Here is a 22,824-nt window from a genome sequence, read left to right as displayed (position 1 = left end):
GCTCATCCCCCGCCGCCGACGCCGTCCTCGCGCTACGCTCGGGCGGTCTCGCCCCGGCGACCCTGACGAGAGCGACCCTGACGAGAGGCCCGTTCGACCGTGACCGACACCCCGATCAAGTCCGGCCCCGCCTACGCGGTGCTCGCCGCGCGGTTGCGCGAACGCATCCTTTCCGGCGATCTCCAGCCCGGTGAGCGCCTGCCCGGTGACGCGGAGCTGACGGCGGAATTCGGCGTCGGACGCAGCACCATCCGCGAGGCCCTGCGATCACTGGCGAGTCAGAACCTGATCCACACCACCCGCGGCGTGACCGGCGGCAGCTTCGTGGCCACCCCCAGCGTGGGGCACATCAGCGAACACCTCGAAACGGGCGTCGCGCTGATGACGGCGGCGGAGACCGTGACGGTCGATCAGTTGATGGAGGTGCGCAACCTCATGGAGGTGCCGGCGGCGGGCCTGGCCGCGTTCCGGCGCACCGAGGAGGATCTGGCGCAGCTGCGGGAGACCATCTTCGATCCCACCGAGACGCAGGGACCGGACACCTTCGCCAAGAACCAGGAGTTCCACCTCGTGCTGCTGCGGGCGAGCCGCAACCCCCTCCTGGAGCTCATCACCGCGCCCGTCTTCCGCGTGCTGTCCAAGCGTTTCGGTCGCGACCATGCACCCGAGGGATTCTGGGAATGCGTGGACCACGATCACCGCGCCATCCTCGAGGTGGTCGAGGCCGGGGACTCGATGACCGCGATGAACGAGATGCGACGGCATCTGGACCACCTGGGCGGCTCGTACCGGCAGATGGACACCCTGCGCACCACGTAATTCGGAAAAGATCTGCTCTTTCGTTCTCGTCCCGCCTCGTTGACTCGCAACATCGGGTCCAATCATTCTCTTGACGCCATAAACATCTGATGTTTAGTGTCGAGACACAGACTTCGCAGACTCGACACGAGGAGAATCCGTGGCAACCCACCCGGCCGTTCTGGGGCGCTTCTTCGAGGATTACGTGGTGGGGGACGTGTACCAGCACCCCCTGGGCCGCACGATCACCGAGACCGACAACACGTGGATCACGTTGCTGTCGATGAACACCAACCAGAACCACTTCAACGCGCACCTCGCCGCGCAGAACCCCATCACCGAGGGTCGGGTGATCGTCAACTCCGGCTTCACCGTCGCCGTGGTGCTGGGCATCTCGGTGCTCGACATGAGCCAGAACGCCATCTCGAACCTCGCGTTCACCGACATCACGATGTCGCACCCGGTCTACGAGGGCGACACCATCTACGCCGAGAGCATCTGCACCGGCCTCCGCAAGTCCGAGTCGCGCCCCTACGCCGGCATCGTCTCCATGATCACCCGCGGCCTCAATCAGGATGGCGTCGAGGTCATTTCGTGGAAGCGCTCGGTCATGGTCGCCACGCGCGAGAGCGGCATCGGCCAGAACTATTTCCCCGAAGCACAGAACGGGCCGCTGCAGCTGCCCGAGGAGAAGGGTGCCACCGCATGAAGCCACTCGAGGACGTCCGCATCATCTCGCTCGAGCAGTACGGCGCCGGCCCGTTCGGCAGCCTCCACCTTGCCGACCTCGGGGCCGACGTCATCAAGATCGAGGACCCGAACGCCGGCGGCGACGTCGGCCGCTACGTCCCCCCGTTCAATCAGGGCGAGGACTCGCTGTTCTTCGAGTCCTTCAACCGCAACAAGCGCAGCCTCTCCCTCGACCTGTCGACTCCGGCCGGGCGCAGCGTGTTCGAGGACCTGGTGCGCGGCGCCGACGCGGTGTACTCCAACCTGCGCGGCGACGTTCCGGCCAAGATCGGCATCACCTACGACGATCTCAAGCACCTCAACCCCGCCATCGTGTGCTGCAGTCTCACCGGCTTCGGCATGACCGGCCCGCGGGCCAAGGAGCCCGGCTACGACTACATCCTGCAGGGCCTCGCCGGCTGGATGTCCGTCACCGGCGACCCGGACGGTCCGCCCACCAAATCCGGTCTGTCGCTGGTGGATTACTCCGGCGGGTTCGTCGCCGCGATCAGTCTGCTGTCCGGCCTGCACGCCGCGCGTCGCGACGGCATCGGCGGCGACTGCGACGTCTCGCTCTACGACACCGCGATGAGTCTGCTCACCTACCCCGCCACGTGGCACCTGAACGCGGGCTTCGAGCCCGTGCGGACCAAGAACTCCGCCCACCCGTCGCTGGTCCCGTTCCAGGCGTTCGAGGCGAGCAACGGCTGGCTGATCGTCGGCTGCGCGAAGGAGAAGTTCTGGGAGCGACTGGTGGTCGCCATCGGCCGCCCGGAACTCGGCCAGGATCCCCGCTTCACCAGCTTCGCTCTGCGCGGGCAGAACAAGGACGTCCTGCTCCCGATGCTCGAGGACACCTTCGCCACGAACACCGTGGCGCACTGGCTGTCGCTGCTCGGCCCGGCCGGAGTCCCCTCGGGACCGATCAACGACGTCGCCCACGCGCTCACCGAACCTCACACGCTCGCACGCAATCTCGTCGTCGAGACCGAGCATCCGGTGTACGACACGGTGAAGCAGGTCGCTTCGCCGGTCAACTTCGGTCCCGAGCGTCCGACGTACCGCCGCGCCCCGCGTCGCAACGAGGACTTCGCCGACGTCGTGAAGGAACTGGGATACGACGCGGACCGGGTGGCCGACCTCTGGTCGGGCGGCGCCTTCGGACCGGTCGAGGCCACCGTATGACCTCGACCGTGCTTGCCGAGTGGGCGGCCGACCTCGGTCTGCCCGACCTGTCCCACGACGTTCGTCACGCGACAGCCCGGCATCTGATGGACGGCGTCGGGAACGCCATTGCCGCAGCACGTCTCGGCTACGGTCGTCCCGCGTGGACGGTGGCCACCGCGCTCGGCGGTCCTTCCGAGGCCCGGCCGCTGACCGGGACGCAGGCGCTGTCGGCGCCCGCCGCCGCTTTCGCCACCGGGGTGATGGTGCACGCGCTGGACTTCGACGACACCCACGCCGGTGCGCTCGTCCACGCCACCGCCGTCACCCTCCCCGCCGCCATCGCGGTCGGTCAGGAGAAGCAGTCGTCCGGTTCCGACGTCCTGCTCGCCGGGACCATCGGTCTCGAAACCGCCTGCCGCCTGGGAGCAGTCAGCCCCCACGGGTTCCATTCCGGCGGTGTCCATGCGACCGGCGCGGTCGGTCCACTGGTGGCCGCGCTCGTCGCGGGCCGGCTGTCCCGGCTCCCCTCGGCGACCCTGATCCACGCCCTCGGGATCGCCGGGTCGTCCGGCGCCGGCCTGCTCGAGTTCCTCGACACCGACGCCGACACCAAGGCGCTGCACCCCGGCTCGGCGAGCCTGAACGGGGTTCTCGCCGCTCGTCTCGCCGCGGCCGGCGCCACCGGACCGTCGTCCGTGCTCGAAGGGCGACGCGGCCTCTACGCCGCGCTGACGTCGCGACCCGCCGACTTCACCGCGCTCACCGAGGGTCTCGGAACCCGCTGGGAAGCAACGCGTATCGGGATCAAGCCGTACCCGAGCTGCCAGTTGATGCACGTCGCCCTCGACGCGGTGTCCGCCGCCGTGGCCGGTCACGACGTCGCCGCGTCCGACATCGCCGACGTCGAGGTGGCCGTGCATTCGGATTCGCTCCCCATCGTCTGCGGGCCCAATGCCGGCGTCGCGGCGCCGCGGAGCACCTACGACGGCAAGTTCGACCTGCCGTGGAGTGTCGCCGCGCTGATGCACGACGGGGTCGTCGACGTCGCCACCTACACCGAGGAGTCCATCGCGCGCGCCGACGTGCTCGCCACCGCGCGTCGCGTCCGCGCGGTCGAACTGGTCACCGACGGCCCTGCCGCTGCCGCACCGGGCCGCGCCGTCGTCGCGCTCACGGACGGCCGCGTCCTCACCGGCACCGTCGACGGAAGTCGCGGCAGCGCAGCACTTCCGCTGTCGGACGACGACCTCACCGACAAGTTCCTGGCCAACTGCGGCCACCAGCCGCGAGCGAAGGAACTCTCCGCACGGCTGCTCGATCTCGCCGGCGAATCGGACCTCACCGCGGTGCTCGACCTCGCCGCCGCCCTCGCCTCTTCTTCCTAGAGAACACAAAGGACTCACCATGGACTTCACGTTCGACGAACAGCAGACCGCGTTCCGCAAGGCCCTCCGCACCTTCGTGGACAAGGAGATCGTCCCCGTCGCGAGCGAGTGGGAGCGCTCCGGCCGCTACCCCACCGAGATCGTCGACCACATGAAGGCGATGGGCCTCTTCGGCATCACCACGCCGGAGGAGTACGGCGGCATCGACCTCGACAAGGTCTCGTTCACCCTCGTCTACGAGGAACTCGCCCGCGGGTGGATGGGCATCGCCGGCATCGTGGGCAGCCACAACCTCTCGTGCTGGATGATCGCCAAGCACGGCACCGAGGAGCAGAAGCAGTCATTGCTGCCCAAGCTGTCCGCGGGTGAGTGGCGCACGGGCGTCGGCCTCACCGAGCCGGGCGCCGGCACCGACCTGCAGGGCATCAAGACCACCGCCAAGCGCGACGGCGACCACTACGTCGTCAACGGCGCCAAGACGTGGATCACCAACGCGCGCCACGCGAACGTGCTGCCGGTGCTCGTGAAGACCGACTCCTCGGCCACCCCGCCCCACAAGGGCATGAGCCTGCTGCTGATCGACACCTCCACCGAGGGGTTCGAGGTGCAGCGAGACATGGGCAAGCTCGGTTACAAGGGAACCGAGTCCTGCGAGATCACCCTCGAGAACGTGCGCGTTCCGGTCGACGCCCTCCTCGGCGGGGTCGAGGGACGTGGTCTGCAGCAGGCACTCTCGGGCCTCGAGATCGGCCGTCTCAACATCGCCGGCCGCAGCGTCGGCATCGCCCAGGCCGCGTACGACGCCGCGCTCCAGTACGCCAAGGAGCGCACCGCGTTCGGCCAGCCGATCGCCGACTTCCAGGCCATCCAGCTCAAGATCGCGGACATCGCGACCCAGCTGCAGGCCGCCCGACTCATGACGTACTGGGCTGCCTCGCAGGCGGACTCGGGCAAGCGCGTCGACATGGAGGCCGGGATGGCCAAGTACTTCGCCTCCGAGACCGCCATCACCGCGAGCCTGGAGGCCATGCGCATCCACGGCGGGTACGGCTACTCCACCGAGTTCGTGGTCGAGCGTCTCTACCGCGACGCGCCGCTCATGGCCATCGGCGAGGGCACCAACGACATCATGCGCACGGTCATCGCCAAGTCCCTCGTCGCGGGCTCGAGTGTGATCGGGTGAGCGGCGCCCTCACCTACCTCTACGTTCCCGGCACCAAGCCGGAGCGATTCGACAAGGCGCTCGCCTCCGGTGCCGACGCCGTCGTCCTCGATCTCGAGGACGCGGTGGCATTGCAGGACAAGGACTCCGCTCGGCGCACGGTGGCCGAGTGGGTCGCTCGGGTCGAGCCCGGTGACGTCGAGATCTGGGTTCGAGTCAACCCGGGTGCGCTGCAGGCGGACGACGTCCGCGCGGTCGCCCACCCGACGCTGACCGGGTTCTGGCTGCCCAAGGTCGGGTCCGCCGACGAGGTGACCGCGGTGGACACCCTGCTGGCCGAGGTGTGCCCGCAGGCCGAGGTGTCCCCGATGATCGAGACGGGCGGCGGGGTGTTCGAGGCACTGTCGATCGCGCGGGCGCCGCGAGTGCGCTTCCTGCAGATCGGCGAGGTCGACCTGGCCGTCGATCTGGGTGTCGACGCCGAGGCGGACGACAGCGCGCTGCTCTTCGCCCGGTCGCAGGTGGTCGCGGCCAGTGCGGCGGCGGGGGTGCAGGCTCCGCTCGCGGCGGTGTCCCGCAACTTCCGGGATGTCGAGGCGTTCACGGCAGACTGCCGCCACCTGGCGCGCCTCGGTTTCGTGGGGCGGGCGTGCATCCACCCGGCCCAGGTCACGGCGGCGCGGGACGTCTGGTCGCCGACCGACGACGACGTGCGGAAGGCGCAAGCGATCCTCGCGGCGCTGGAGGCCGACGGTACCGGGGTGGACGCCGACGGGTATCTGATCGACGAGGCCGTGGCCAAGCGGGCGCGGCGGGTTCTCGAGCACGTGAGCTGAGCAGGGTGGTGGAATGGGTCGGCCAGTCCGACCGACCCCGGGAGACCGATGAGCACCCACCCGTTCGACGATGCCCTCGAGCTCGAGCAGCTCGGTGACGGACGCTTCCGGGGCCGCACCACCGCGCCGTACAACAACATGGTGGGGCCGTTCGGCGGCGTGACCGCGGCGATCCTGGTGCGGGCGATCGAGCTGCACCCCGACCGGCTGGGCGACCCGGTGAGCCTGACGGTCAATTTCGCCGGGCCGGTCGCGGAGGGCCCTTTCGACATTCACGCGCGGCCGGTGCGCACCAACCGCAGCAACCAGCACTGGTACCTCGAGCTGTCGCAGGACGGCACGATCGCGACCACGGCCACCGCGGTGTTCGGCACCCGCAGGGAGACGTGGGACGACATCGAGTCCGCCCCACCTGTCGTTCCCTCCGCGGACGAGGTCGAGCGGGCCGGCCTGCCGGACTTCATCGCGTGGGCTCAGAACTACGAGATGCGGTTCCACGCAGGCGCTCTGGACGAGACCGGCTCGGCCGACTCCGTCGCCACACTCTGGGTGCGCGACTCCCCACCGCGCCCGCTGGACCACGTGGCTCTCACGTCGATGACCGACATCTTCTACCCCCGTGTCTTTCAGCGCCGTGGGCAGTACCTGCCGGCGGGCACCATCTCGCTCACCATCCATTACTTCGCGACGGCGGAGGACCTGGCCGCCCACGGTGACGCTCACGTGCTCGCGACGGCGCACGCGCGTCGGTTCCACCGCGGCTACTTCGACCAGTCGGCCGAATTGTGGTCGGCGAGTGGCGAGCTCCTCGCCACCGGACATCAGGTGGTCTATTACAAGGGGTGACCGAGTCCTGGCAGCGGCATGGTCGCCACCAGATAGCTCAGGCACTTGCCGTGTCCGTCCAGGACCGGACTGCCGGTGACGCCGCCGCCGAGGAGTCCCGGTACCTCGAACACGATGCCCCGCACTCCCCGCATCGGCGTCCGGCGCACCGGCCCGGTGACCCCGGCGCCTAGGAACGACGCCACCGCGTCTTCCGACATCGCGTTCAGCACCGCGTCGTACATCTCGGAGCGTCGGGGAAAGACGGCGACGATGGCCGTGTCTCCCTTGTCGCCCGTGCGGACGTCGGCGACGTCGTCCACGGTCACCTCGCTGTTCACGCGTGTACCTCCGTCGTCACGTCCACCGTGTGCACCTCGGTGCGGACAACGGTGCGGGGGATCGAGCAGGACCTGATGGCGAGTACCTCGGTATGTCCACCGCGGGCGCCCCCTCCGCCGGCCGGCCCGTTGGTGTACAAGCTCTCGACCTCCCACGCGACGATCGCGGCCGTCTCGCGGTCCGGCGCCGACGCGGTGACCCGCAGTCGCACTTCCGGCGCCTCCGTCGGCGGCACCACACCGCGGAATGCCGCACCCGCACCGATGAATTCGACACCGATACCGCGGGTGTCGAATCCGTGGACCCGGTCGAGTCGTTCCCGCACGATGTCGGCCGCGAGTTGAGCGCGCAGCAGGGCGCGCGGACCGGCGTACGACATCTGGCCCTCCCCCATCCATCCGCCGCGGAACCCCACGGTCACCTTGAGTTCGTCGGGCCGCGCGCGACCGGTGGCACCCCGGACGCCGACGCGATCGGATCCGCGGTCGTCGAAGGTCACCGAGGTGAAGTCCGCGGTGACGTCGGGGGTGAGGTACGACGCCGGCTGACCGACCTCGTAGAGCAATTGTTCGGCGCACGTGCGCATGGTCAACTCGCCGCCGGTGCCGTCCGCCTTGCCGAAGACGGCGGTGCCGTCGGACGCGACGTCGGCAAACGGGAACCCCAGATCAGCCAATCCGGCAACGGGTTTCGTGACCGGATCGGCGTAGTAACCGCCGGTGAGCTGTCCGGCACATTCGAGCAGGTGCCCGACGGCCGTACCGGCGCCGAGCAGGGGCCAGTCGTCGAGGGACCACCCGAATTCGTGCACGAGCGGGCCGAGGTAGAGCGACGGATCGGCGAGCCGTCCGGTGACCACGACGTCCGCGCCCGCGTCGAGGGCCGGAAGCACCGCGTCGGCACCGATGTAGGCGTTGGCGGACACCAGCGCGTCGTCGTGCTCCGACAGTCGTCGTCCGGTTTCCCACAGAACGGGGTCGGCGCGGCGTACCGCGTCGAGGACGTCGTCGCCCGTGACCGCGGCGATGCGAACCGGCCGGTCGACCGTCCGGCGTGCGACCTGCGCCACGACCTCCGCGGCGGCGACGGGGTTGGCTGCACCGGAATTGGTGACGATCGTGCATCCCGACGCGGTGGTCGGTGCCAGGACCGCCGACATGCGAGCGGCGAGAAGCGGGTCGTATCCCGTGGTGGGGTCGGCGAGGCGTCGGGCCTGACCGGTGGCCACCGTGCGCTCACCGAGACATTCGAAGACCAGGTAGTCCAGGTTTCCCCGTTCGGCGAGCGTGACCGCGGGATCGATTCTGTCCCCGGCGAATCCCGCTCCGGCACCGACCCGCACGCTGCGCGTCACGAGGCCCACGCCGGAATGGCGCCCGTCAGCACGGCCACGCCGAGCATGCCGAGACTGACCAGCCAGGCCCACCCGATCATGTGGCGGATGTGCTTGCCGATGTCCACCGAAGCCAGACCCACCAGGAGGTAGAACGCGCCGGTCAGCGGACTGATCGGGAATCCGACCGTCTCCTCGCCGAGCATCGACGCCTGCGCCAGATGCACTGCGCTGACCCCGAACTGGTCCCCCACCTCGATCAGCACCGGCAGCACACCGAAGTAGTACGCGTCCGGGCCGAACAGCAAACTCATCGGCACGCCGAGCACGCCGACGATCAGCGGGAGCGCCGGAGTCATTCCGTCGGGAACGACGTTCGCGGCGCTGACGGCCATGGCCTCGATCATGCCGCTGCCGTCGAGCACGCCGAGCAGAACCCCGGCTGCCAACAGGGTTCCGACCATGAGCATCGCGCCCACCGCATGGGCCTCGACGCGGGCCTGCTGCGCCTTCATTCCGCGGTAGTTGATCAGGAGCGCCAGGATCGACGCGATGAGGAAGCACATCTCGGGAGGCGCGATCGATGCGATCAGGGCAGCGAGCGTGGCCACCACCAGGGCAGCATTGACCCACAGCAACTTCGGGCGCAACAGCGCTGGATCGCCGCTCGCGGGGGCCGCGCTCTCGGCGGGGGTGTCGGCCTCCGCGGCGTCGGATGCAACCGGGGTACTGGAGTCGTCGCCGCCTGCCGACGGCCCGACCGGCGTCGAACCACCCGAGCCGATCGAACTTCCCGACCCGACCGCGATGCGCCCGCCGACCCGTGCGGTCGATTCCTCGATCACCGCGGAGGCGTCACCGTCGGCCACCTTGGCCAACCGGATCCGCTCGCGTCGGCCCAGGTAGTAGGCGACGGCCAGGGCGAACACCACGCCCGCAATCTGAGCCGGGATGAGCGGAACCCACAGTTCGTTCGCGTCGACACCGACCGTCGCGGCCGCACGGGCGGTCGGACCACCCCAGGGCAGGACGTTCATGACGCCGGCGCCGAGGCCTACGCAGGTCGCCAGGACGAGGCGGCTCATCCCGAGGCGGTCGTAGATCGGCAGCATGGCCGGCACGGCGATGAGGAACGTCGTCGCCCCGGCGCCGTCGAGATGGGCCGCGACCGCCAGAGCCGTCGTCGCCACCGCGACGGTGGGCGGTGCGTTGCCCGCGAGGCGGACGATGCGCCGGACGACCGGGTCGAAGAGGCCTGCGTCGCGCATGATCCCGAAGAAGACGATGGCGAAGAGGAACATCGTCGCGACGCCGACGACGCCGCCCAGTCCACTCTTCACGAACGCTGCGACCTCGGACGGCGAGTTCCCCGCCACGAACGCGGCGATCAGCGGAACGCCGGCCAGGGCGATGATCGCGGCGACGCGCTGCGTGAACAGCAACAGGAGGATGACCAGGATCGTCCCGAACCCCAGCAAAGACAACATGTGCGCTCCTTCATTCGGACGGCTCAGTGTTATCCGGATCACTTCTGCACGTCCAACGTCAACCAGGCATACATTCATGCGCCATGGGCATCAATCTCGGCATCACCCACCTACGGGCCGTGGTGGCTCTGGCCGACCATGCGAGCTTCACGACGGCCGCCACCGCCCTGCAGATCTCGCAGCCGAACCTGAGCCGGGCGATCGCCGAAGCCGAGCGTCGTCTCGGCACGCGCCTGTTCGAACGCACCACCCGCAGCGTGCGGGTCACCGGTGACGGGCGCGAGGTCGCCGCGCGAGCGCGTCGGGTCCTGCTCGAATTCGACGACGGCCTCGCCGAGATCGGGCGGTTCGTCTTCGGTGAGCGCGGGACGGTGACCGTCGCCTGCCTGCCGTCGATCGCCGCGACCTTTCTGCCGCCGTTCATCGTGCGGTTCCGCGCGGCGTATCCCGACGTCGCCGTCGACATTCGCGACGGTCTGCGTGACGACGTGTTGAACGCGGTGCGCCACGGCGCCGTGGACTTCGCCGTCGTGGCGGCGGCCGGCGGCGCGACGGACCTCGATCGGAGTCAGATCGGGTCCGACAGTTTCGTCTGCGCCCTCCCGCCGGGCCACGCTCTGGCGCAGCGGGAGACGGTCGACTGGTCGGACCTGAACGGGCAGCCGTTCATTGCGTTCGGGCCCGAGTCCAGCATCTCGACGTACGTGACGTCCACACTCGAGCGCATCGGGGTCACGCCCGGTCCGACGATCCAAGCACACAACGTCGGTGCGGTCGCGGGCCTGGTCGCGGCCGGCCTCGGCATCACGGCGGTTCCCGAGCTGGTCGTGCCGATGATGTCGTTCGCCGGCCTCGTCCACCGGCCTCTCGTTCCGTCGGTGTCGCGGGAGATCGCCGTCGTCACGCTGCCCGGGCGCAGCCCGAGCGCGAGCGCCCGGGCCTTCCTGGCCCTCCTCACCGCCGTTCCGTCACCGACGACGACAGCAGCGGGCACTATGTGACCGGGACCACTCGACGACCGGAGGAGCGCCATGAAGAGCACGATGCAGGACACCCCGCTGTCGATCGGGCAGCTCGTGCGGTTCGGAACGTCGATCCATGCGACGGCGACGGTGACCACCTGGTCAGAGACGGGCCCGACCACCGTGACGTTCGCCGACCTCGGGCGTCGCGCCGCGCAACTCGCGCACGGTCTGCGCGAACTCGGCGTCGACGGGGATCAGCGCGTCGGCACCTTCATGTGGAACAACGCGGCCCACATGGAGGCGTACATGGCGGTGCCCGCGATGGGCGCCGTGCTGCACACCCTCAACATCCGCCTTTTTCCCGAGCAGCTCACCTACATCGTCGAGCACGCCGAGGATCACGTGATCATCGCGGACGGCAGCTTGCTTCCCCTGCTCGTCCCGCTGCTGTCGACAATGTCGACGGTGCGGCACCTCGTGGTGGTCGGGGCGGATCCGAGCTCCGTGGACGCGCCGGGCTCCATCACCGTGCACGGGTACGACGACCTGTTGACCGGCCGCCCCGAGACCTTCGACTGGCCCGAGCTGAACGAGACCGACGCCGCGGCAATGTGTTACACCTCCGGCACCACCGGTGACCCGAAGGGCGTCGTCTACTCGCACCGGTCGATCTGGCTGCACTCGATGCAGGCCTGCATGACCGACGCGATGGCGCTCTCGCAGCGAGATTCGGTGCTCGCCATCGTGCCGATGTTCCACGCCATGTCGTGGGGGCTGCCCTACGCCGCGTTGATGGTCGGGGCGTCGCTGATCATGCCGGACCGCTTCCTTCAGCCCGCGCCGCTGGCCGAGATGCTGTCGACGCTGCGCCCCACCGCGACCGCCGCGGTGCCGACCATCTGGCAGGCCCTGCTCGTGCACCTCGAGGAGCACCCGGTCGATCTGTCGAGCCTGCGCGAGGTGCTGGTGGGCGGAAGTGCGTGCCCGCCCAGCCTGATTCGCGCGTTCCGCGAGAAGTACGGCGTGCCGATCTCCCAGGCGTGGGGCATGACGGAGACGTCGCCGCTGGGCACGTCGGGCCGTCCCGACGCGGGCCTCTCGCCCGAGGACGAATTCGACCGCCGCTGCACTCAGGGGCGCTTCGTCGCCGGGGTCCGAGCGCGGCTGGTCGACGACGCCGGCACCGTCCTGCCGTGGGACGGCGAGCAGGTCGGCGAACTCGAGGTGCGCGGCCCGTGGATCACCGGAAGCTATTACCGCGCCGACGGTTCCGACAAGTTCGACGACGGCTGGTTACGGACCGGCGACGTCGGCACCATCTCGCCCGAGGGCTACCTCACCCTCACCGACCGGTCCAAGGACATCATCAAGTCCGGCGGTGAGTGGATCTCGTCGGTGGAACTCGAGAACCACGTCGTCGAGCACCCGGCCGTGCTGGAGGCCGCCGTTATCGGCGTCCCGGACCCGAAGTGGGACGAGCGGCCGCTGGTTGCCGTCGTGGTCAAGGACGGTCAGTCGGTCACCCCGGAGGAACTGCGGGAGTTCCTCGACGGGCGTGTCGCCCACTGGCAACTGCCCGAGCGGTGGACGTTCATCGACGAGGTGCCCAAGACCAGCGTGGGCAAGTACGACAAGAAGCGGCTGCGGGGTTCGCATGCCGAGGGGAAGCTCGACGTCATTCAGCTGAGCTGAGCACCTCGCGCAGAGTGGCGGCGAATTCGTCGGGCTTGCCCATCTGGCCGTATTCGCCGCCCAGGAAGCCGTTGTGGCCACCGGGGAAAACGACGGCATCCTTCCCCAGCGCGGCGGCGATGGCATGGGCTGCGCGACCGGCCAGTTCGCCATCGTCAGGACCGCCCGACTCCTCCCCCACGGCAAGGATGACGCGTGTCGACGCCTGTCGGAGACGATCGACGTCGGCCGCGTAGTCGCATCCGAGTCCGCGCAGGTTCGACATGAGCGGATCGGTACGGTCCCCGGTGTCGTCGGTCGGCATCCCGAACTGCGCGGGGTCGGGTGCGGGCTGCGCGAGGTAGCCGTCGTCGACCTGTCCGCGATGCATGGCGATGCCGACGAATTTCGCCATGGCCCAGCCCATCCCGGACGCGTCGTAGGTTGCCACGATGTCGGCGCATATGGCGGAGATCGCGACCCGGTCCGGGAGCACGCCGCCGGCGGGGGGTTCGTGGGCGACGAGCGTGCGCATCGCATCGGGATGGCGCTCGACGCAGGCAAGAGCGTTGACGGCTCCGCCGCTGGAGGCGAACACGTCGACCGGACCGACACCGAGAGCGACGATCAGGGCGTGGAGGTCGTCTGCGTGCTGCTCGGGCGTCACGGCTGCAGTGGGCTCGTCGCGCCGGCTGCGGCCGGCGTTGCGCGGGTCGTAGGTGACGACGGGGCGGTCCTTGATCCTGGACCGCAGCGACTCGAATCCGGCCGCGTCCATCGGTGACGCGACGAGAACGAAGGGCGTCCCCGACGACAGGTCGCCGTGGACGTCGTAGGTGAGGGTGGCGCCGTCGACGGCGAGCGTGTGAATGGTCATGTCGTATCGACCCGACGAGGGAGCCGAACTCATCGCCCGACGGGGCGGTACTGCAGCACGACGGCCCCGGACCGGAGGTCACGACGGTCGACCAGCTCGAGATCGACGGCTTGGCGCAGGCCGCCGAACACCGACGGCCCGTGGCCCACGATCCTCGGGTGCACGATGAACTCGTACTCGTCGATGAGACCCATCTCGGCCAGTGCGCGCGGCAGAGTAACGCCGCCCGTCGCGATGCCGGTGCCGGGCTGCGCTTTCAACTCCTCCACGGCTGTCCGCAGATCTCCGCGGATCAGCTCGGCGTTCCAGTCGACGCTCGTCAGCGTGGATGAGACCACGTACTTGTGGGCGGCGTCGATCGCGCGGGCGAAGGGGTCGTCGGGATCGGACGGACCACGGAACGCCTCCTCCATCATCCGGTAGATCACTCGACCGAACAGCAGGGCGTCGGAGCGCGCGAGGTTGTCCGCGGCGACCTCGTGCAGTTCCTCGTCGGCGGGGATGGCCGTGTGGTCGCAGCACCCGTCGATCGAGACGTTGATGGAGTAGCGGAGGGGGCGCATCGAGCAAGGCTACGGCCGGGCGGTGGGGCGGGTTGTCGGTTCGATCGGTCAGACTGCTCGCGATGCCTCCTCGCAAACCCACCACCACCGCCCGCACCGTCCGCGCCGGCAGCCGCCGCGCCGCTCTCACCCGGAAGCCGCGCCGAGCGGCAACGCGGAAGTCCGCCGACCCGGACCTCCGCGCTCCCGCTCCCGGCGAGCGCGTGTGGGTGCTCGACGTGCCGTTCGAGGACCGCTCCGCGGCGGGCGCGGCCGGTGCTCGGTGGCAGGCCGGGCCGGGAGTGTTCGCCTACTACGGCACCGAACTCCCTGAATTCCTGCAGCCGTACGAGTCCTCGCCGTACAGCCTGCAGCGGTGGCTCGAGGACGACGCGAACGAGTCCTCCAATGACGAGGTCACCATCCGCGCCCGCTCCATGACCCCGCGGGAGACTCAACTCGAGTCGGTGCGCCGCCAGCTGGCAGCGATCGAGAGCGGCGTTCCGTACTTCGCACAGATGGATTCGACGGGTCTGGGCAAGACCCTGTCGGTGTGCGAGGCGGTGCGGCGGATGCTCGACGTCGCCACCGTGTTGGTGGTCGCGCCCAAGGGCGCGCTGCCCGGCTGGCGCCGCACCATCGCCGACAGCGAGGCCGATCTCGACCCCGCCGAGCGCAAGCGATGGCTGCTGGTGACGTACCAGTCGACGAAGAAACTGCTGTCCGTTCCCGCCGACACCGATCTGGGCAAACGCAAACGGACGCAGAACAAGCGGACCATCGCGCTCGGTGACCTGCGTTTCGACATCGACGTGGTGATCGCCGACGAGGCGCATGCGCTGATGAACATCGAATCGCAACAGTCGCAGATCGTCTGGCGCTATCAGGAAGCGGCAAGCGCCGTCGTGTGGCTGTCGGCCACGCCCGGCTACCAGCCGCTCCACTTCGCGTACATGGCGCGCGCGATCGAGCGGGCCCGCGGGGTCGACATCGTGGGTGACGACGGCGCGCTGGGCTACGCCCTCACCGTTCGGTGGGCGCACTTCCTGGAGGAGTCGGGTTTCGCCGTCAAGGCCGGCAAGGCGTCGACCGGATTGACGACATGGCGCTGGGATCCCGACGACGCCGCGCAGCGAGCCCGCGACATCGACGCCGTGCACCGGTGGCTCTCGGGAGGTGCTGTGCCGTGGTCGATCTCGCGTCCGTCGCCGCCCACGCCGCGGGAACCGCTCGGCCAGGAACTGACCGCCGCCCAGAAGCGTCTCTACAACGCCGCGTGGGTGGACTACCGCAAGGAGGTCGGCCTCCCCGTGTGGACGACGTCCGGTGGTCGTCAGGTGCTGCAGAAGAACCCGAGCGTGCGGGCGGCAACGTTGCGGTTCCGCCAGAAGTGTTCGTATCTGCGGATTCCGGCGTCGGCTGATCAAGTGCGGGCGTGGGTGAAGGCCGGCAACCAGGTGTTCGTGTCCATGTTCTACCGCGAGTCGGTCGCCGCGCTGGCCGACGACCTTCGCGACGGCGGACTCGAGGTCGCCGTGGTCGACGGCAGCATGAGCAGCGCGGAGCAGGAAGTGGCGATCCGTCGCTTCCAGACGGGTGCGGCTCCGGTGATCGTCTCGACCACCACGAGCGCGATCAACCTGCACACCAACGAATTGCTGCTCCCCGAGGGGACGTCGTCGACCCTCGCACCCCGCGTCACCCTGATCCACGACCCACGGTGGACGCCCATCGAGATCCGGCAGATCGAGGGGCGGGCGAACCGCATCGACCAGGACCACAACCCCACGTCGTCGACCTGCTACTACGGCTACGCCGAAGGCACGGTCGAGGAGGAGATGGTGCTGACGGGAGTCGAGCGCATCGCCGATCTGGGGTCGATCGTCGGTCAGGCGGACCTCATCGATCCGGAGGCTTTCCTGGCCGCGCGGGTCGGCTGACGCGTCGGGATACCCTCGCGGAGTGGCTCCGATCGTCCTGCGCACCGAGCGGCTGACCCTGCGGCCGTACGCGAGAACAGACGTCGACGACGTGCTCGCGTACTACAGCCGGCCCGGGGTCTGCCGGTACCTCTTGCACGAGCCGATGACGAGGTCCGATGCCGAGGCCACCGTCGAGAAGCGTTCCGCACGAACAGCTCTGACCGACGGTGCGGTGGCCTTGGTCGCGGAGCACGATGGACGAGTCGTCGGCAACGTGGATGCGTGGACCGTCGACGACTCTCCCGCGTTGGTCGAGCTGGGCTGGACCTTCTCGCCCGAGGTCGGCGGACGCGGCCTGGCCACGGAGGCCGTATGGGCGCTCCTCGACCACGTCTTCGACCACGACGTCGTCCACCGCGTCACCGCACGCATGGACGGCCGCAACACGTCGTCGGCGAAGTTGGCCGAGCGTGTGAGGATGCAGCGCGAGGCGTACTTCCGGCAGGATTGGTGGAGCAAGGGCGAGTGGACGGACACGGCCGTCTACGCGATGCTCCGGAGCGACCGAGACCCGGGTCTAACGCTCCCGTTGCACTCCTGACGCGCGGGATCCCGCCCGCAGCCGACGCAACCGGACCAAAATCCCGCTACCCCCGCCGGGGCTCCACCACGAAATCGTCCAGATCGGCGCTCCGCGTCATCTGCCAGTAGTCGACGATGCGCCAGGGCAGGGTCGAGACCACCCGGCCCGCGCCGTTTCGGTACCAGTTGTCCATGCCCTCGTGCGTCCAGATCATGCGCGCGTGGGCGTCGTCGTGACGCGCGACGTAGTCCTGCTCCACGTCGGCCTTGACCTCGACGGCGCCCAGGTCGCGCTCGGCCATGGTGGCCAGTACGTCGAGGATGTAGCGCACCTGGCACTCGGCGATGGTGATGTAGCTGCCGCCGTGTCCCAGCACGGTTCCCGGCCCGCAGGTGATGAAAAGATTGGGGTAGTCGGGCACGGTGACCCCGAGATAAGCGTGCGCGTCCTCCTCGCCCCACGCCTCCCGGATCGAGCGACCCGACCGGCCGCGAACGTCGATGGGCGTCAACAGCTTGTGAGTCTCGAAGCCCGTCGCCAGGATCACGACGTCCACCTCGGCGACCGTGCCGCGCGCCCCGCGGACGTGGTGCGCGTCGATGGACGCCACTGCTTCGGGAACCAGCGTGACGTTGTCGCGCCGGAGCGCCGCGTACCACCCGTTGTCGAGCAGCATTCGCTTGCCGAAGGGCGGGTAGTCGGGCAGCGCCTTCTCGATCAGGTCCGGTCGACCCTCGAGTTCCTTCTCGAGGTACCGGGTGAACACCCGGCGGTGGGCGTCGTTCATCGCGTTGATGGACACGGCGGGGTTGTCCCACTCGGGGTCCTTCTGCAGCGACGGGTGGACTCGGTCGTTGAAGTTCCACGCCAGCCGCGCGCGGTACCAGAGTCGGTACAGCGGAACGAGTTCCATGAGGTAGTTGACGTCGTCCACGATGGGCTCGAAGTACACGTCGCTGGGCGCCACCCACTGGGGCGAGCGTTGGAAGACGGTCGCGTGGGCGACGGTCGACGCGATGGCCGGGAGCACCTGCATCGCACTCGCGCCGCTGCCCACGATGGCCACACGCTTCCCCGTCAGGTCGAGGTCGGCCGGCCACTGCGCGGTGTGAAAGATCGGGCCGGCGAAGTCCGCGAGGCCCGGGATGGGCGGGACCTTGGGTCGATTCAGCTGCCCGGTCGCCGTGACGACGACGTCGGCCGTCAGCACCTCCCCCGCCGCCGTCCGCACGGTCCAGGCCTGGCGGTCGGCGTCGTACTCGGCCGTTGACACCTCGGTGTCGAACCTGATCCTCGACCGCAGGTCGTGCTCGTCGGCGACGTCCGCGAGGTACTGCCACACCTCGTCCCGCTTGCCGAAGTGCGAGGTCCAGGCCCGTGGCGCGAAGGAATACGAGTACAGGTGACTCGGCGTGTCGACACCTGCGCCCGGGTAGGTGTTCTCGAACCAGCCACCACCGACGTCCGAGTTCTTCTCCAGGACGACATGGTCGATGCCGGCCTCGCTCAGGCGGATCGAGGCCAGCATGCCCGAGACGCCGGCGCCGATGACGATCACCGACAGGTGCGACGGTCGGACCTCGCGCGGAGCCGGCACCGCGAAACCCATGTCCTCGGCGATCATCTCGGCGAACTCGGGCGGCACGGGCTCACCGACCGCAGCGCTGATCATCTCGATGAGCTGCTCGCCGGACGGGGCGGGTATCGCGACGGGTCGGCCGTTCACCCACGCCTCGATGGCGTCGACCGCCGCGGCGCGAATGCGCTCGGCCACGTCGGGAGCGAAGCCGCCACTGTCGTTGTCGTCCATACCGCGGCTGCGGGTGGGCCGATGGGGATCGGTAAGCCAGGTGCGGTCGCCGGTGAGCTGGTGCAGCACGGCGACGAGCGTGGGCATGTTCGCCGACTCGACCGCACGCGTGAGTCGCTCGCGGTCGACGGTGACCGTGGGTGTCGACATGGTGCCTCCCTCGTCGGTCCGGGCCGGACCTCATCGAAACTAACCACAGTTAGGCATTTGCGGGCAAGGGTCTGCGGGCAATGCGATTCGCAGCTCGAACACCCTTGACAATGTGTTCCACGCCACAGCATGCTGCGAACGCAACCTAACGGCGGACAGGCAAGGGGACAGCGATGGAACTCACCGAGGCGATGCGGACCACGGGGACGTGTCGGCGATACACGAAGGACCCCGTTCCGGACGAGGTTCTGCGCACCGCCTTCGACCACGCACGGTTCGGCCCCCAGGGCGGCAACCGCCAGCCCGTACGATGGATCGTCGTCCGAGACGCGGAGCGCAAGCAGGCGCTCCAGGACCTCTACCTCCCGATGTGGGACGCCTACTTCCAGGGCATCACCGGCGGCACGGTCTCCGTGGGCGCGCTGCCCAAGACGGTGCAGGACGCCGACTACTTCGCACGCCACCTCGCAGAGGTCCCCGCGATCATCGTCGTATGTGCCGCACTCGACGGTCTGCACCCCACCGACCACGAACTCGGTCGACTGTCGGTGGTCGGCGGCGCCTCCATCTACCCCACCATGCAGAACCTCTGCCTCGCCCTCCGCGACCAGGGCGTGGCCACCGCGGTGACCACCCTGCTCTGCCACGAGGAGCCCGCCGTGCGAGAGATGCTGTCCATCCCGGACGAGTACATCACCGCCGCCCACATCGCGGTCGGCTATCCGGAGCGCGCGTTCCCCACCAAGCTGACGCGCAGCCCCGTCGAGGAGATCGTGGCGCTCGAATCGTTCGACCGCCCCATGTTCGCCGCCACCGTCTGATTTCCTGCTACCCGACAAGGACTCTCGTGCCCGGACTCGCCCCCCAGCATCGCTCTCTCACCGGCCGCGCCACGATCGGTGACCAACTCCGTCGTCACGCCCGGACGCAGCCGACCAAGACCGCGTTCATTTCCTACGATGCCGACGGCACGAGAGTCGTCACCACCTACGGCCAATTGGACAGCGCGGCCAACCGCTTCGCGAACGTCCTGCTCGGCCTCGGCGTGACGCCCGGTGATCGCGTGGCGTCCATGGCGCGCAACAGCATCGACGTCGTCGTCGCCTACTACGGCACCCTCAAGGTCGGGGCCGCCTTCACGGGCATCAACGTCCTCTACCGCGACGCCGAGGTCCGTCATCAACTCGAGCACGCCGAGCCGACCGTCGTGGTGGCCGGTCCCGAGTTCGCCGACACGGTGCGCCGGGTCCTGCCCGACGGCACCACGCTGCTCACGTACGGGGACGACTGCACGACGGCGATGGCGGACGCGTCCGACACCGAACCCGATGTCGAGATGGACGAGAACGACATCGCGATGATGGTCTACACCTCCGGCACCGAGGCGGCGCCGAAGGGCGTGATGATCCCGCATCGCAACTTCCTGATCTCGACGGCGCCGGCGTGGAGTTGGGGTCTGCGTACCGGTCCGGAGGACACCTGGCTGTTCGTCATGCCGTTCCACACCATCGCCGGCCTGGGATCGATGACCACCCTGACCCTGATGGGCGCCACGCTGGTGCTGCCGTCGAGCGTGGAACCGGCGCGGTCGCTGCAGATCATCGCCGACGAGAAGGTCTCGGTCATCGCGCAGACGCCCACGTTCTACTTCGCGCTCGCGCGGGAGGCCACGTTCGGTCCCGACGCCGTCGGCCAGGTGCGTCGTTGCCTGACCTACGGCGGTCAGGTCTCCCCGCACACCATTACCGCCTGGGCGGACGCTGCGCCCGAGGCGATCTGGGGCACGTACTGGGGACAGTCGGAGCTGTCCCAGCTCGGCTCGGTCGGCTGGTTCACCACGCTCGACGACATCCCGGACGGGGATCCATCCTGGATCGGCAAGCCCGTCACCCACCTCGAGGTGCGCGTGGTCGACGCCGACGGCAACGACGCCGAGGTCGGCGAATTGCTCTGCCGGACACCGTCGGTGATGCTCGGCTACTTCAAGGACGACGAGCGAACCGCGGAGGTGTTTCGCGACGGCTGGGTCCACACCGGCGACATGGTGCGTCGCGACGCGGACGGCAACCTGTTCTTCTACGATCGCAAGAAGGACATGATCAAGTCCGGCGGAATGAACGTGTCGAGCCAGGAGGTGGAGCGGGTGCTGCACAGCCACCCCGACATCGCCCGTGCGGCCGTCGTCGGCATGCCCGATCCCTACTGGTCCGAAGCCGTCACCGCCTTCGTCATCGCGGCCGACGGCGTCCACCCGGATCCCGACGCCGTCATCGAGTTCTGCCGGACCGAGCTCGCCTCGTACAAGGCACCTAAGTCGGTGCACGTGGTCGCGGAACTACCCGTCGACGCGCAGGGCAAGATCCTCAAGCGGGAGCTCCGCACGCTGGCGGTAGCGCCGGAACCGGCGTGAGCACTCCCGACGATGCCGCCGCAGTCCCGCGCGCGGTGCGGACCCTGCGGCGCAAGGAGGACATCGCGTCCCAGGCCGCCAGGATCTTCGCGCGGGACGGCTATGCCAACGTCGGGATGCGCGACATCGCGGACGCGGTCGGAATCCGGGGAGCCAGTCTCTACCACCACTTTCCGTCGAAGGAAGAGATTCTCTTCGCGATCTGCCTGACCGTCACCCGCGAGCCGGTGGAAGAGAACCTGCCGCTGCTCGATGCGCCGGGCACCCCCACCGAGCGACTGTCGGCCCTGGTCCGCGCGCATCTGCACCACCTGACCCGGCGGCGGGTCGAGTACGTCGTCGGACTGCACGAGCTGGCGTCGCTGCTCCCCGAACACCGCGCGGTTGTCGAGGACTACCGACGCCACTATCAGCGACGCGTGCGCGACGTGGTCGCCGCCGGCATGCGCACGGGCGAGTTCGGGGTGCCCGACGCCCGGATTGCCGCGTTCGCTCTGGTGGACATGCTCAACGGCATCAGTGCCTGGTACCACGACGACGGCGACCTGGGTATCGACGAGGTCAGCGATGCGTACGTCGATCTCGCCGTGCGTCGACTCCTGGGTGGTGTTCCGCGTGAGCGGTGATTCGTCGGTCGAAGGACGTTGCGACGCAGCGTTTCACGACGTGGCCGAGGCGCTGCAGGCGAACCTCGCTTCCGGTGCCGAGGTCGGCGCGTCGGTCGTGGTCGACCTCGACGGCGAGACGGTGGTCGACCTCTGGGGTGGGCACCGCGACGCCGAGCGCACGGCGCCCTGGACCGAGGACACCGTCGTCAACGTCTGGTCCACCACGAAGACGGTGACCGCGCTGGCCACCCTCATGGTAATCGACCGCGGCCTCCTCGACCCTTTTGCCCCGGTGGCGCGGTCCTGGCCGGAGTTCGCCGCGGCGGGCAAGGACCGGATCGAGGTGCGGCACATCCTGTCGCACGCGTCGGGCGTCTCGGGCTGGGATCGCCCGATCGCCGTGCAGGACCTGTACGACCACGAGTCCGCCGTCGCGAAGCTCGCCACGCAGCCGCCGTGGTGGGACTCCCGCACCACGTCGGGCTATCACGCTGCCTCGCAGGGGCATCTGCTCGCCGAACTGATCCGCCGCGTCACCGGAAAGACGCTGCGCGAGTTCGTCGCCGACGAGATCGCCGGCCCGCTCGGCGCGGACTTCCAGATCGGGTTGCGCCCCGAGGATCGTGACCGCGTGGCCGACGTCATCGCCCCGCCTCCCCCGCCGCGGGTCGACGTGCCCGACCCGGACAAGATCCGCATCAGAACCTTCGGTGGCCCGGTCGTGGCCCCGGATGCCGCCAACACCGACGAGTGGCGCGCCGCCGACATGGGTGCTCTGAACGGGCACGGCAACGCGCGGTCCGTCGCGCGAATGCTGTCGGCGATCTCGCGCGGCGGGGAGGTGGACGGCGTTCGCCTGCTGAGTCAAGGCGCCGTCGACCTGGCTTTCGAGCCGCAGACCGACGGAATGGACCTGGTGCTGGGCATCCCCCTGCGCTTCGGCATGGGATTCGCCCTGCCCCACCCCGAGACGGTTCCCTACATCCCGGACGGCCGCATCTGCTTCTGGGGCGGCTGGGGCGGGTCGATGATCGTGATGCACCCCGAGTCGCGGCTGACCTTCTCCTACGCGATGAACAAAATGGGCAGCGGCATCATCGGGTCCGACCGGGCCGAGCAGTACCTGCGGGCGACGTACTCGGCGCTGGCGAGGACAACGACTCGATGACCGCAGCGTGCGACTCGGGATCGTGGAATCCGAACCCCGCATTCCGGGACTGAA

Annotated in this window: 21 protein-coding genes; 15 read left to right on the top strand and 6 right to left on the bottom strand. The window is 69.1% G+C overall.

The annotated features are described in order from the left end of the window. The first annotated feature begins 99 nt into the window (after positions 1–99). The 7 genes from A3Q40_RS03350 (at position 100) to A3Q40_RS03320 (ending at position 6,923) form a co-directional block, all read left to right on the top strand. Positions 100–819 carry a FadR/GntR family transcriptional regulator gene (locus tag A3Q40_RS03350; RefSeq protein ID WP_068099790.1) on the top strand — a complete coding sequence of 240 codons (720 nt, stop codon included), beginning with the start codon at positions 100–102 and terminating at the stop codon, positions 817–819. 139 nt (positions 820–958) lie between these two features. Next, positions 959–1,507 carry a MaoC family dehydratase gene (locus A3Q40_RS03345; protein ID WP_068099789.1) on the top strand — a complete coding sequence of 183 codons (549 nt, stop codon included), beginning with the start codon at positions 959–961 and terminating at the stop codon, positions 1,505–1,507. Then, positions 1,504–2,712 (top strand): CaiB/BaiF CoA transferase family protein, encoded by a 1,209-nt coding sequence (locus A3Q40_RS03340; RefSeq protein WP_068099788.1) that lies wholly within the window; start codon positions 1,504–1,506, stop codon positions 2,710–2,712. Before A3Q40_RS03345 ends, A3Q40_RS03340 begins: the two co-directional genes overlap by 4 nt. Beyond that, a complete protein-coding gene (locus A3Q40_RS03335; RefSeq protein ID WP_068099787.1) occupies positions 2,709–4,079 on the top strand; it encodes an MmgE/PrpD family protein in 1,371 nt (456 codons plus the stop codon). The genes A3Q40_RS03340 and A3Q40_RS03335 overlap by 4 nt, the downstream gene beginning before the upstream one ends. A gap of 19 nt (positions 4,080–4,098) precedes the next feature. After that, positions 4,099–5,262: an acyl-CoA dehydrogenase family protein gene (locus A3Q40_RS03330; protein WP_068099786.1), complete on the top strand. Its 1,164-nt coding sequence runs from the start codon at positions 4,099–4,101 to the stop codon at positions 5,260–5,262. After that, positions 5,259–6,077 carry an HpcH/HpaI aldolase/citrate lyase family protein gene (locus A3Q40_RS03325; RefSeq protein WP_068099785.1) on the top strand — a complete coding sequence of 273 codons (819 nt, stop codon included), beginning with the start codon at positions 5,259–5,261 and terminating at the stop codon, positions 6,075–6,077. Before A3Q40_RS03330 ends, A3Q40_RS03325 begins: the two co-directional genes overlap by 4 nt. A gap of 48 nt (positions 6,078–6,125) precedes the next feature. After that, positions 6,126–6,923 carry an acyl-CoA thioesterase gene (locus A3Q40_RS03320; RefSeq protein ID WP_068099784.1) on the top strand — a complete coding sequence of 266 codons (798 nt, stop codon included), beginning with the start codon at positions 6,126–6,128 and terminating at the stop codon, positions 6,921–6,923. On the opposite strand, the gene A3Q40_RS03315 is transcribed toward A3Q40_RS03320, so the two are convergent. The 3 genes from A3Q40_RS03315 to A3Q40_RS03305 are packed head-to-tail and all read right to left on the bottom strand — an operon-like array spanning position 6,911 to position 10,064. Continuing rightward, positions 6,911–7,243, bottom strand: a complete 333-nt coding sequence (locus tag A3Q40_RS03315; protein WP_069972893.1) for an AtuA-related protein — start codon at positions 7,241–7,243, stop codon at positions 6,911–6,913. The genes A3Q40_RS03320 and A3Q40_RS03315 overlap by 13 nt on opposite strands. Continuing rightward, positions 7,240–8,607 (bottom strand): acyclic terpene utilization AtuA family protein, encoded by a 1,368-nt coding sequence (locus A3Q40_RS03310; protein ID WP_068099783.1) that lies wholly within the window; start codon positions 8,605–8,607, stop codon positions 7,240–7,242. The genes A3Q40_RS03315 and A3Q40_RS03310 overlap by 4 nt, the downstream gene beginning before the upstream one ends. Continuing rightward, positions 8,595–10,064, bottom strand: a complete 1,470-nt coding sequence (locus A3Q40_RS03305) for a CitMHS family transporter (protein WP_068099782.1) — start codon at positions 10,062–10,064, stop codon at positions 8,595–8,597. The genes A3Q40_RS03310 and A3Q40_RS03305 overlap by 13 nt, the downstream gene beginning before the upstream one ends. 83 nt (positions 10,065–10,147) lie before the next feature. Here A3Q40_RS03305 and A3Q40_RS03300 point away from each other — a divergent pair, with 83 nt between their 5' ends. Then, on the top strand, positions 10,148–11,065 hold the full coding sequence (locus tag A3Q40_RS03300) for a LysR family transcriptional regulator (protein WP_068099781.1): 918 nt from the start codon (positions 10,148–10,150) through the stop codon (positions 11,063–11,065). 30 nt (positions 11,066–11,095) lie between these two features. Further along, on the top strand, positions 11,096–12,721 hold the full coding sequence (locus A3Q40_RS03295; protein WP_068099780.1) for a long-chain fatty acid--CoA ligase: 1,626 nt from the start codon (positions 11,096–11,098) through the stop codon (positions 12,719–12,721). On the opposite strand, the gene A3Q40_RS03290 is transcribed toward A3Q40_RS03295, so the two are convergent. Next, complete coding sequence (locus tag A3Q40_RS03290) at positions 12,705–13,577, bottom strand: alpha/beta fold hydrolase (RefSeq protein ID WP_082833728.1); 873 nt, start codon at positions 13,575–13,577, stop codon at positions 12,705–12,707. The two genes, A3Q40_RS03295 and A3Q40_RS03290, sit on opposite strands and share 17 nt — an antisense overlap. Before the next feature lie 29 nt (positions 13,578–13,606). After that, on the bottom strand, positions 13,607–14,140 hold the full coding sequence (locus A3Q40_RS03285; RefSeq protein ID WP_068099778.1) for a dihydrofolate reductase family protein: 534 nt from the start codon (positions 14,138–14,140) through the stop codon (positions 13,607–13,609). A 62-nt stretch (positions 14,141–14,202) separates the two neighbouring features. Here A3Q40_RS03285 and A3Q40_RS03280 point away from each other — a divergent pair, with 62 nt between their 5' ends. Both A3Q40_RS03280 and A3Q40_RS03275 read left to right on the top strand, forming a co-directional pair. Continuing rightward, entirely contained in the window at positions 14,203–16,059 is a 1,857-nt protein-coding gene (locus tag A3Q40_RS03280; RefSeq protein WP_235606423.1) for a helicase-related protein, read from the top strand. A 22-nt stretch (positions 16,060–16,081) separates the two neighbouring features. Continuing rightward, positions 16,082–16,642: a GNAT family N-acetyltransferase gene (locus A3Q40_RS03275; protein ID WP_201132931.1), complete on the top strand. Its 561-nt coding sequence runs from the start codon at positions 16,082–16,084 to the stop codon at positions 16,640–16,642. A gap of 46 nt (positions 16,643–16,688) precedes the next feature. Here the strand turns inward: A3Q40_RS03275 and A3Q40_RS03270 are convergent, their stop codons facing one another. Beyond that, a complete protein-coding gene (locus tag A3Q40_RS03270) occupies positions 16,689–18,584 on the bottom strand; it encodes a flavin-containing monooxygenase (RefSeq protein ID WP_068099777.1) in 1,896 nt (631 codons plus the stop codon). A 173-nt stretch (positions 18,585–18,757) separates the two neighbouring features. On the opposite strand from A3Q40_RS03270, the gene A3Q40_RS03265 reads away from it, so the two are divergent. From A3Q40_RS03265 to A3Q40_RS03250, 4 genes are read left to right on the top strand one after another with little or no spacing between them, the layout of a single operon-like run. After that, positions 18,758–19,405, top strand: a complete 648-nt coding sequence (locus A3Q40_RS03265; protein WP_068099776.1) for a nitroreductase family protein — start codon at positions 18,758–18,760, stop codon at positions 19,403–19,405. A 26-nt stretch (positions 19,406–19,431) separates the two neighbouring features. Further along, positions 19,432–20,994, top strand: a complete 1,563-nt coding sequence (locus A3Q40_RS03260; protein WP_068099775.1) for a class I adenylate-forming enzyme family protein — start codon at positions 19,432–19,434, stop codon at positions 20,992–20,994. Continuing rightward, positions 20,991–21,620 (top strand): TetR/AcrR family transcriptional regulator, encoded by a 630-nt coding sequence (locus A3Q40_RS03255; protein WP_068099774.1) that lies wholly within the window; start codon positions 20,991–20,993, stop codon positions 21,618–21,620. Before A3Q40_RS03260 ends, A3Q40_RS03255 begins: the two co-directional genes overlap by 4 nt. After that, positions 21,610–22,770 (top strand): serine hydrolase domain-containing protein, encoded by a 1,161-nt coding sequence (locus tag A3Q40_RS03250; RefSeq protein WP_235606421.1) that lies wholly within the window; start codon positions 21,610–21,612, stop codon positions 22,768–22,770. The genes A3Q40_RS03255 and A3Q40_RS03250 overlap by 11 nt, the downstream gene beginning before the upstream one ends. Positions 22,771–22,824 lie beyond the last annotated feature (54 nt).

It is taken from the genome of Rhodococcus sp. PBTS 1 (genome assembly GCF_001620025.1).
GTDB lineage: Bacteria > Actinomycetota > Actinomycetes > Mycobacteriales > Mycobacteriaceae > Rhodococcoides > Rhodococcoides kroppenstedtii.
This window is presented reverse-complemented; position numbering and strand designations above follow the sequence as displayed.

Excerpts from the sequence above, each read along its gene's own strand:
- A3Q40_RS03340 (WP_068099788.1), top strand. The coding sequence starts at position 1,504 with ATGAAGCCACTCGAGGACGTCCGCATCATCTCGCTCGAGCAGTACGGC.
- A3Q40_RS03265 (WP_068099776.1), top strand. The coding sequence starts at position 18,758 with ATGGAACTCACCGAGGCGATGCGGACCACGGGGACGTGTCGGCGATAC.
- A3Q40_RS03295 (WP_068099780.1), top strand. The coding sequence starts at position 11,096 with ATGAAGAGCACGATGCAGGACACCCCGCTGTCGATCGGGCAGCTCGTG.
- A3Q40_RS03280 (WP_235606423.1), top strand. The coding sequence starts at position 14,203 with ATGCCTCCTCGCAAACCCACCACCACCGCCCGCACCGTCCGCGCCGGC.
- A3Q40_RS03300 (WP_068099781.1), top strand. The coding sequence starts at position 10,148 with ATGGGCATCAATCTCGGCATCACCCACCTACGGGCCGTGGTGGCTCTG.
- A3Q40_RS03305 (WP_068099782.1), bottom strand. The coding sequence starts at position 10,064 with ATGTTGTCTTTGCTGGGGTTCGGGACGATCCTGGTCATCCTCCTGTTG.
- A3Q40_RS03290 (WP_082833728.1), bottom strand. The coding sequence starts at position 13,577 with ATGACCATTCACACGCTCGCCGTCGACGGCGCCACCCTCACCTACGAC.
- A3Q40_RS03330 (WP_068099786.1), top strand. The coding sequence starts at position 4,099 with ATGGACTTCACGTTCGACGAACAGCAGACCGCGTTCCGCAAGGCCCTC.
- A3Q40_RS03270 (WP_068099777.1), bottom strand. The coding sequence starts at position 18,584 with ATGTCGACACCCACGGTCACCGTCGACCGCGAGCGACTCACGCGTGCG.
- A3Q40_RS03335 (WP_068099787.1), top strand. The coding sequence starts at position 2,709 with ATGACCTCGACCGTGCTTGCCGAGTGGGCGGCCGACCTCGGTCTGCCC.
- A3Q40_RS03320 (WP_068099784.1), top strand. The coding sequence starts at position 6,126 with ATGAGCACCCACCCGTTCGACGATGCCCTCGAGCTCGAGCAGCTCGGT.
- A3Q40_RS03285 (WP_068099778.1), bottom strand. The coding sequence starts at position 14,140 with ATGCGCCCCCTCCGCTACTCCATCAACGTCTCGATCGACGGGTGCTGC.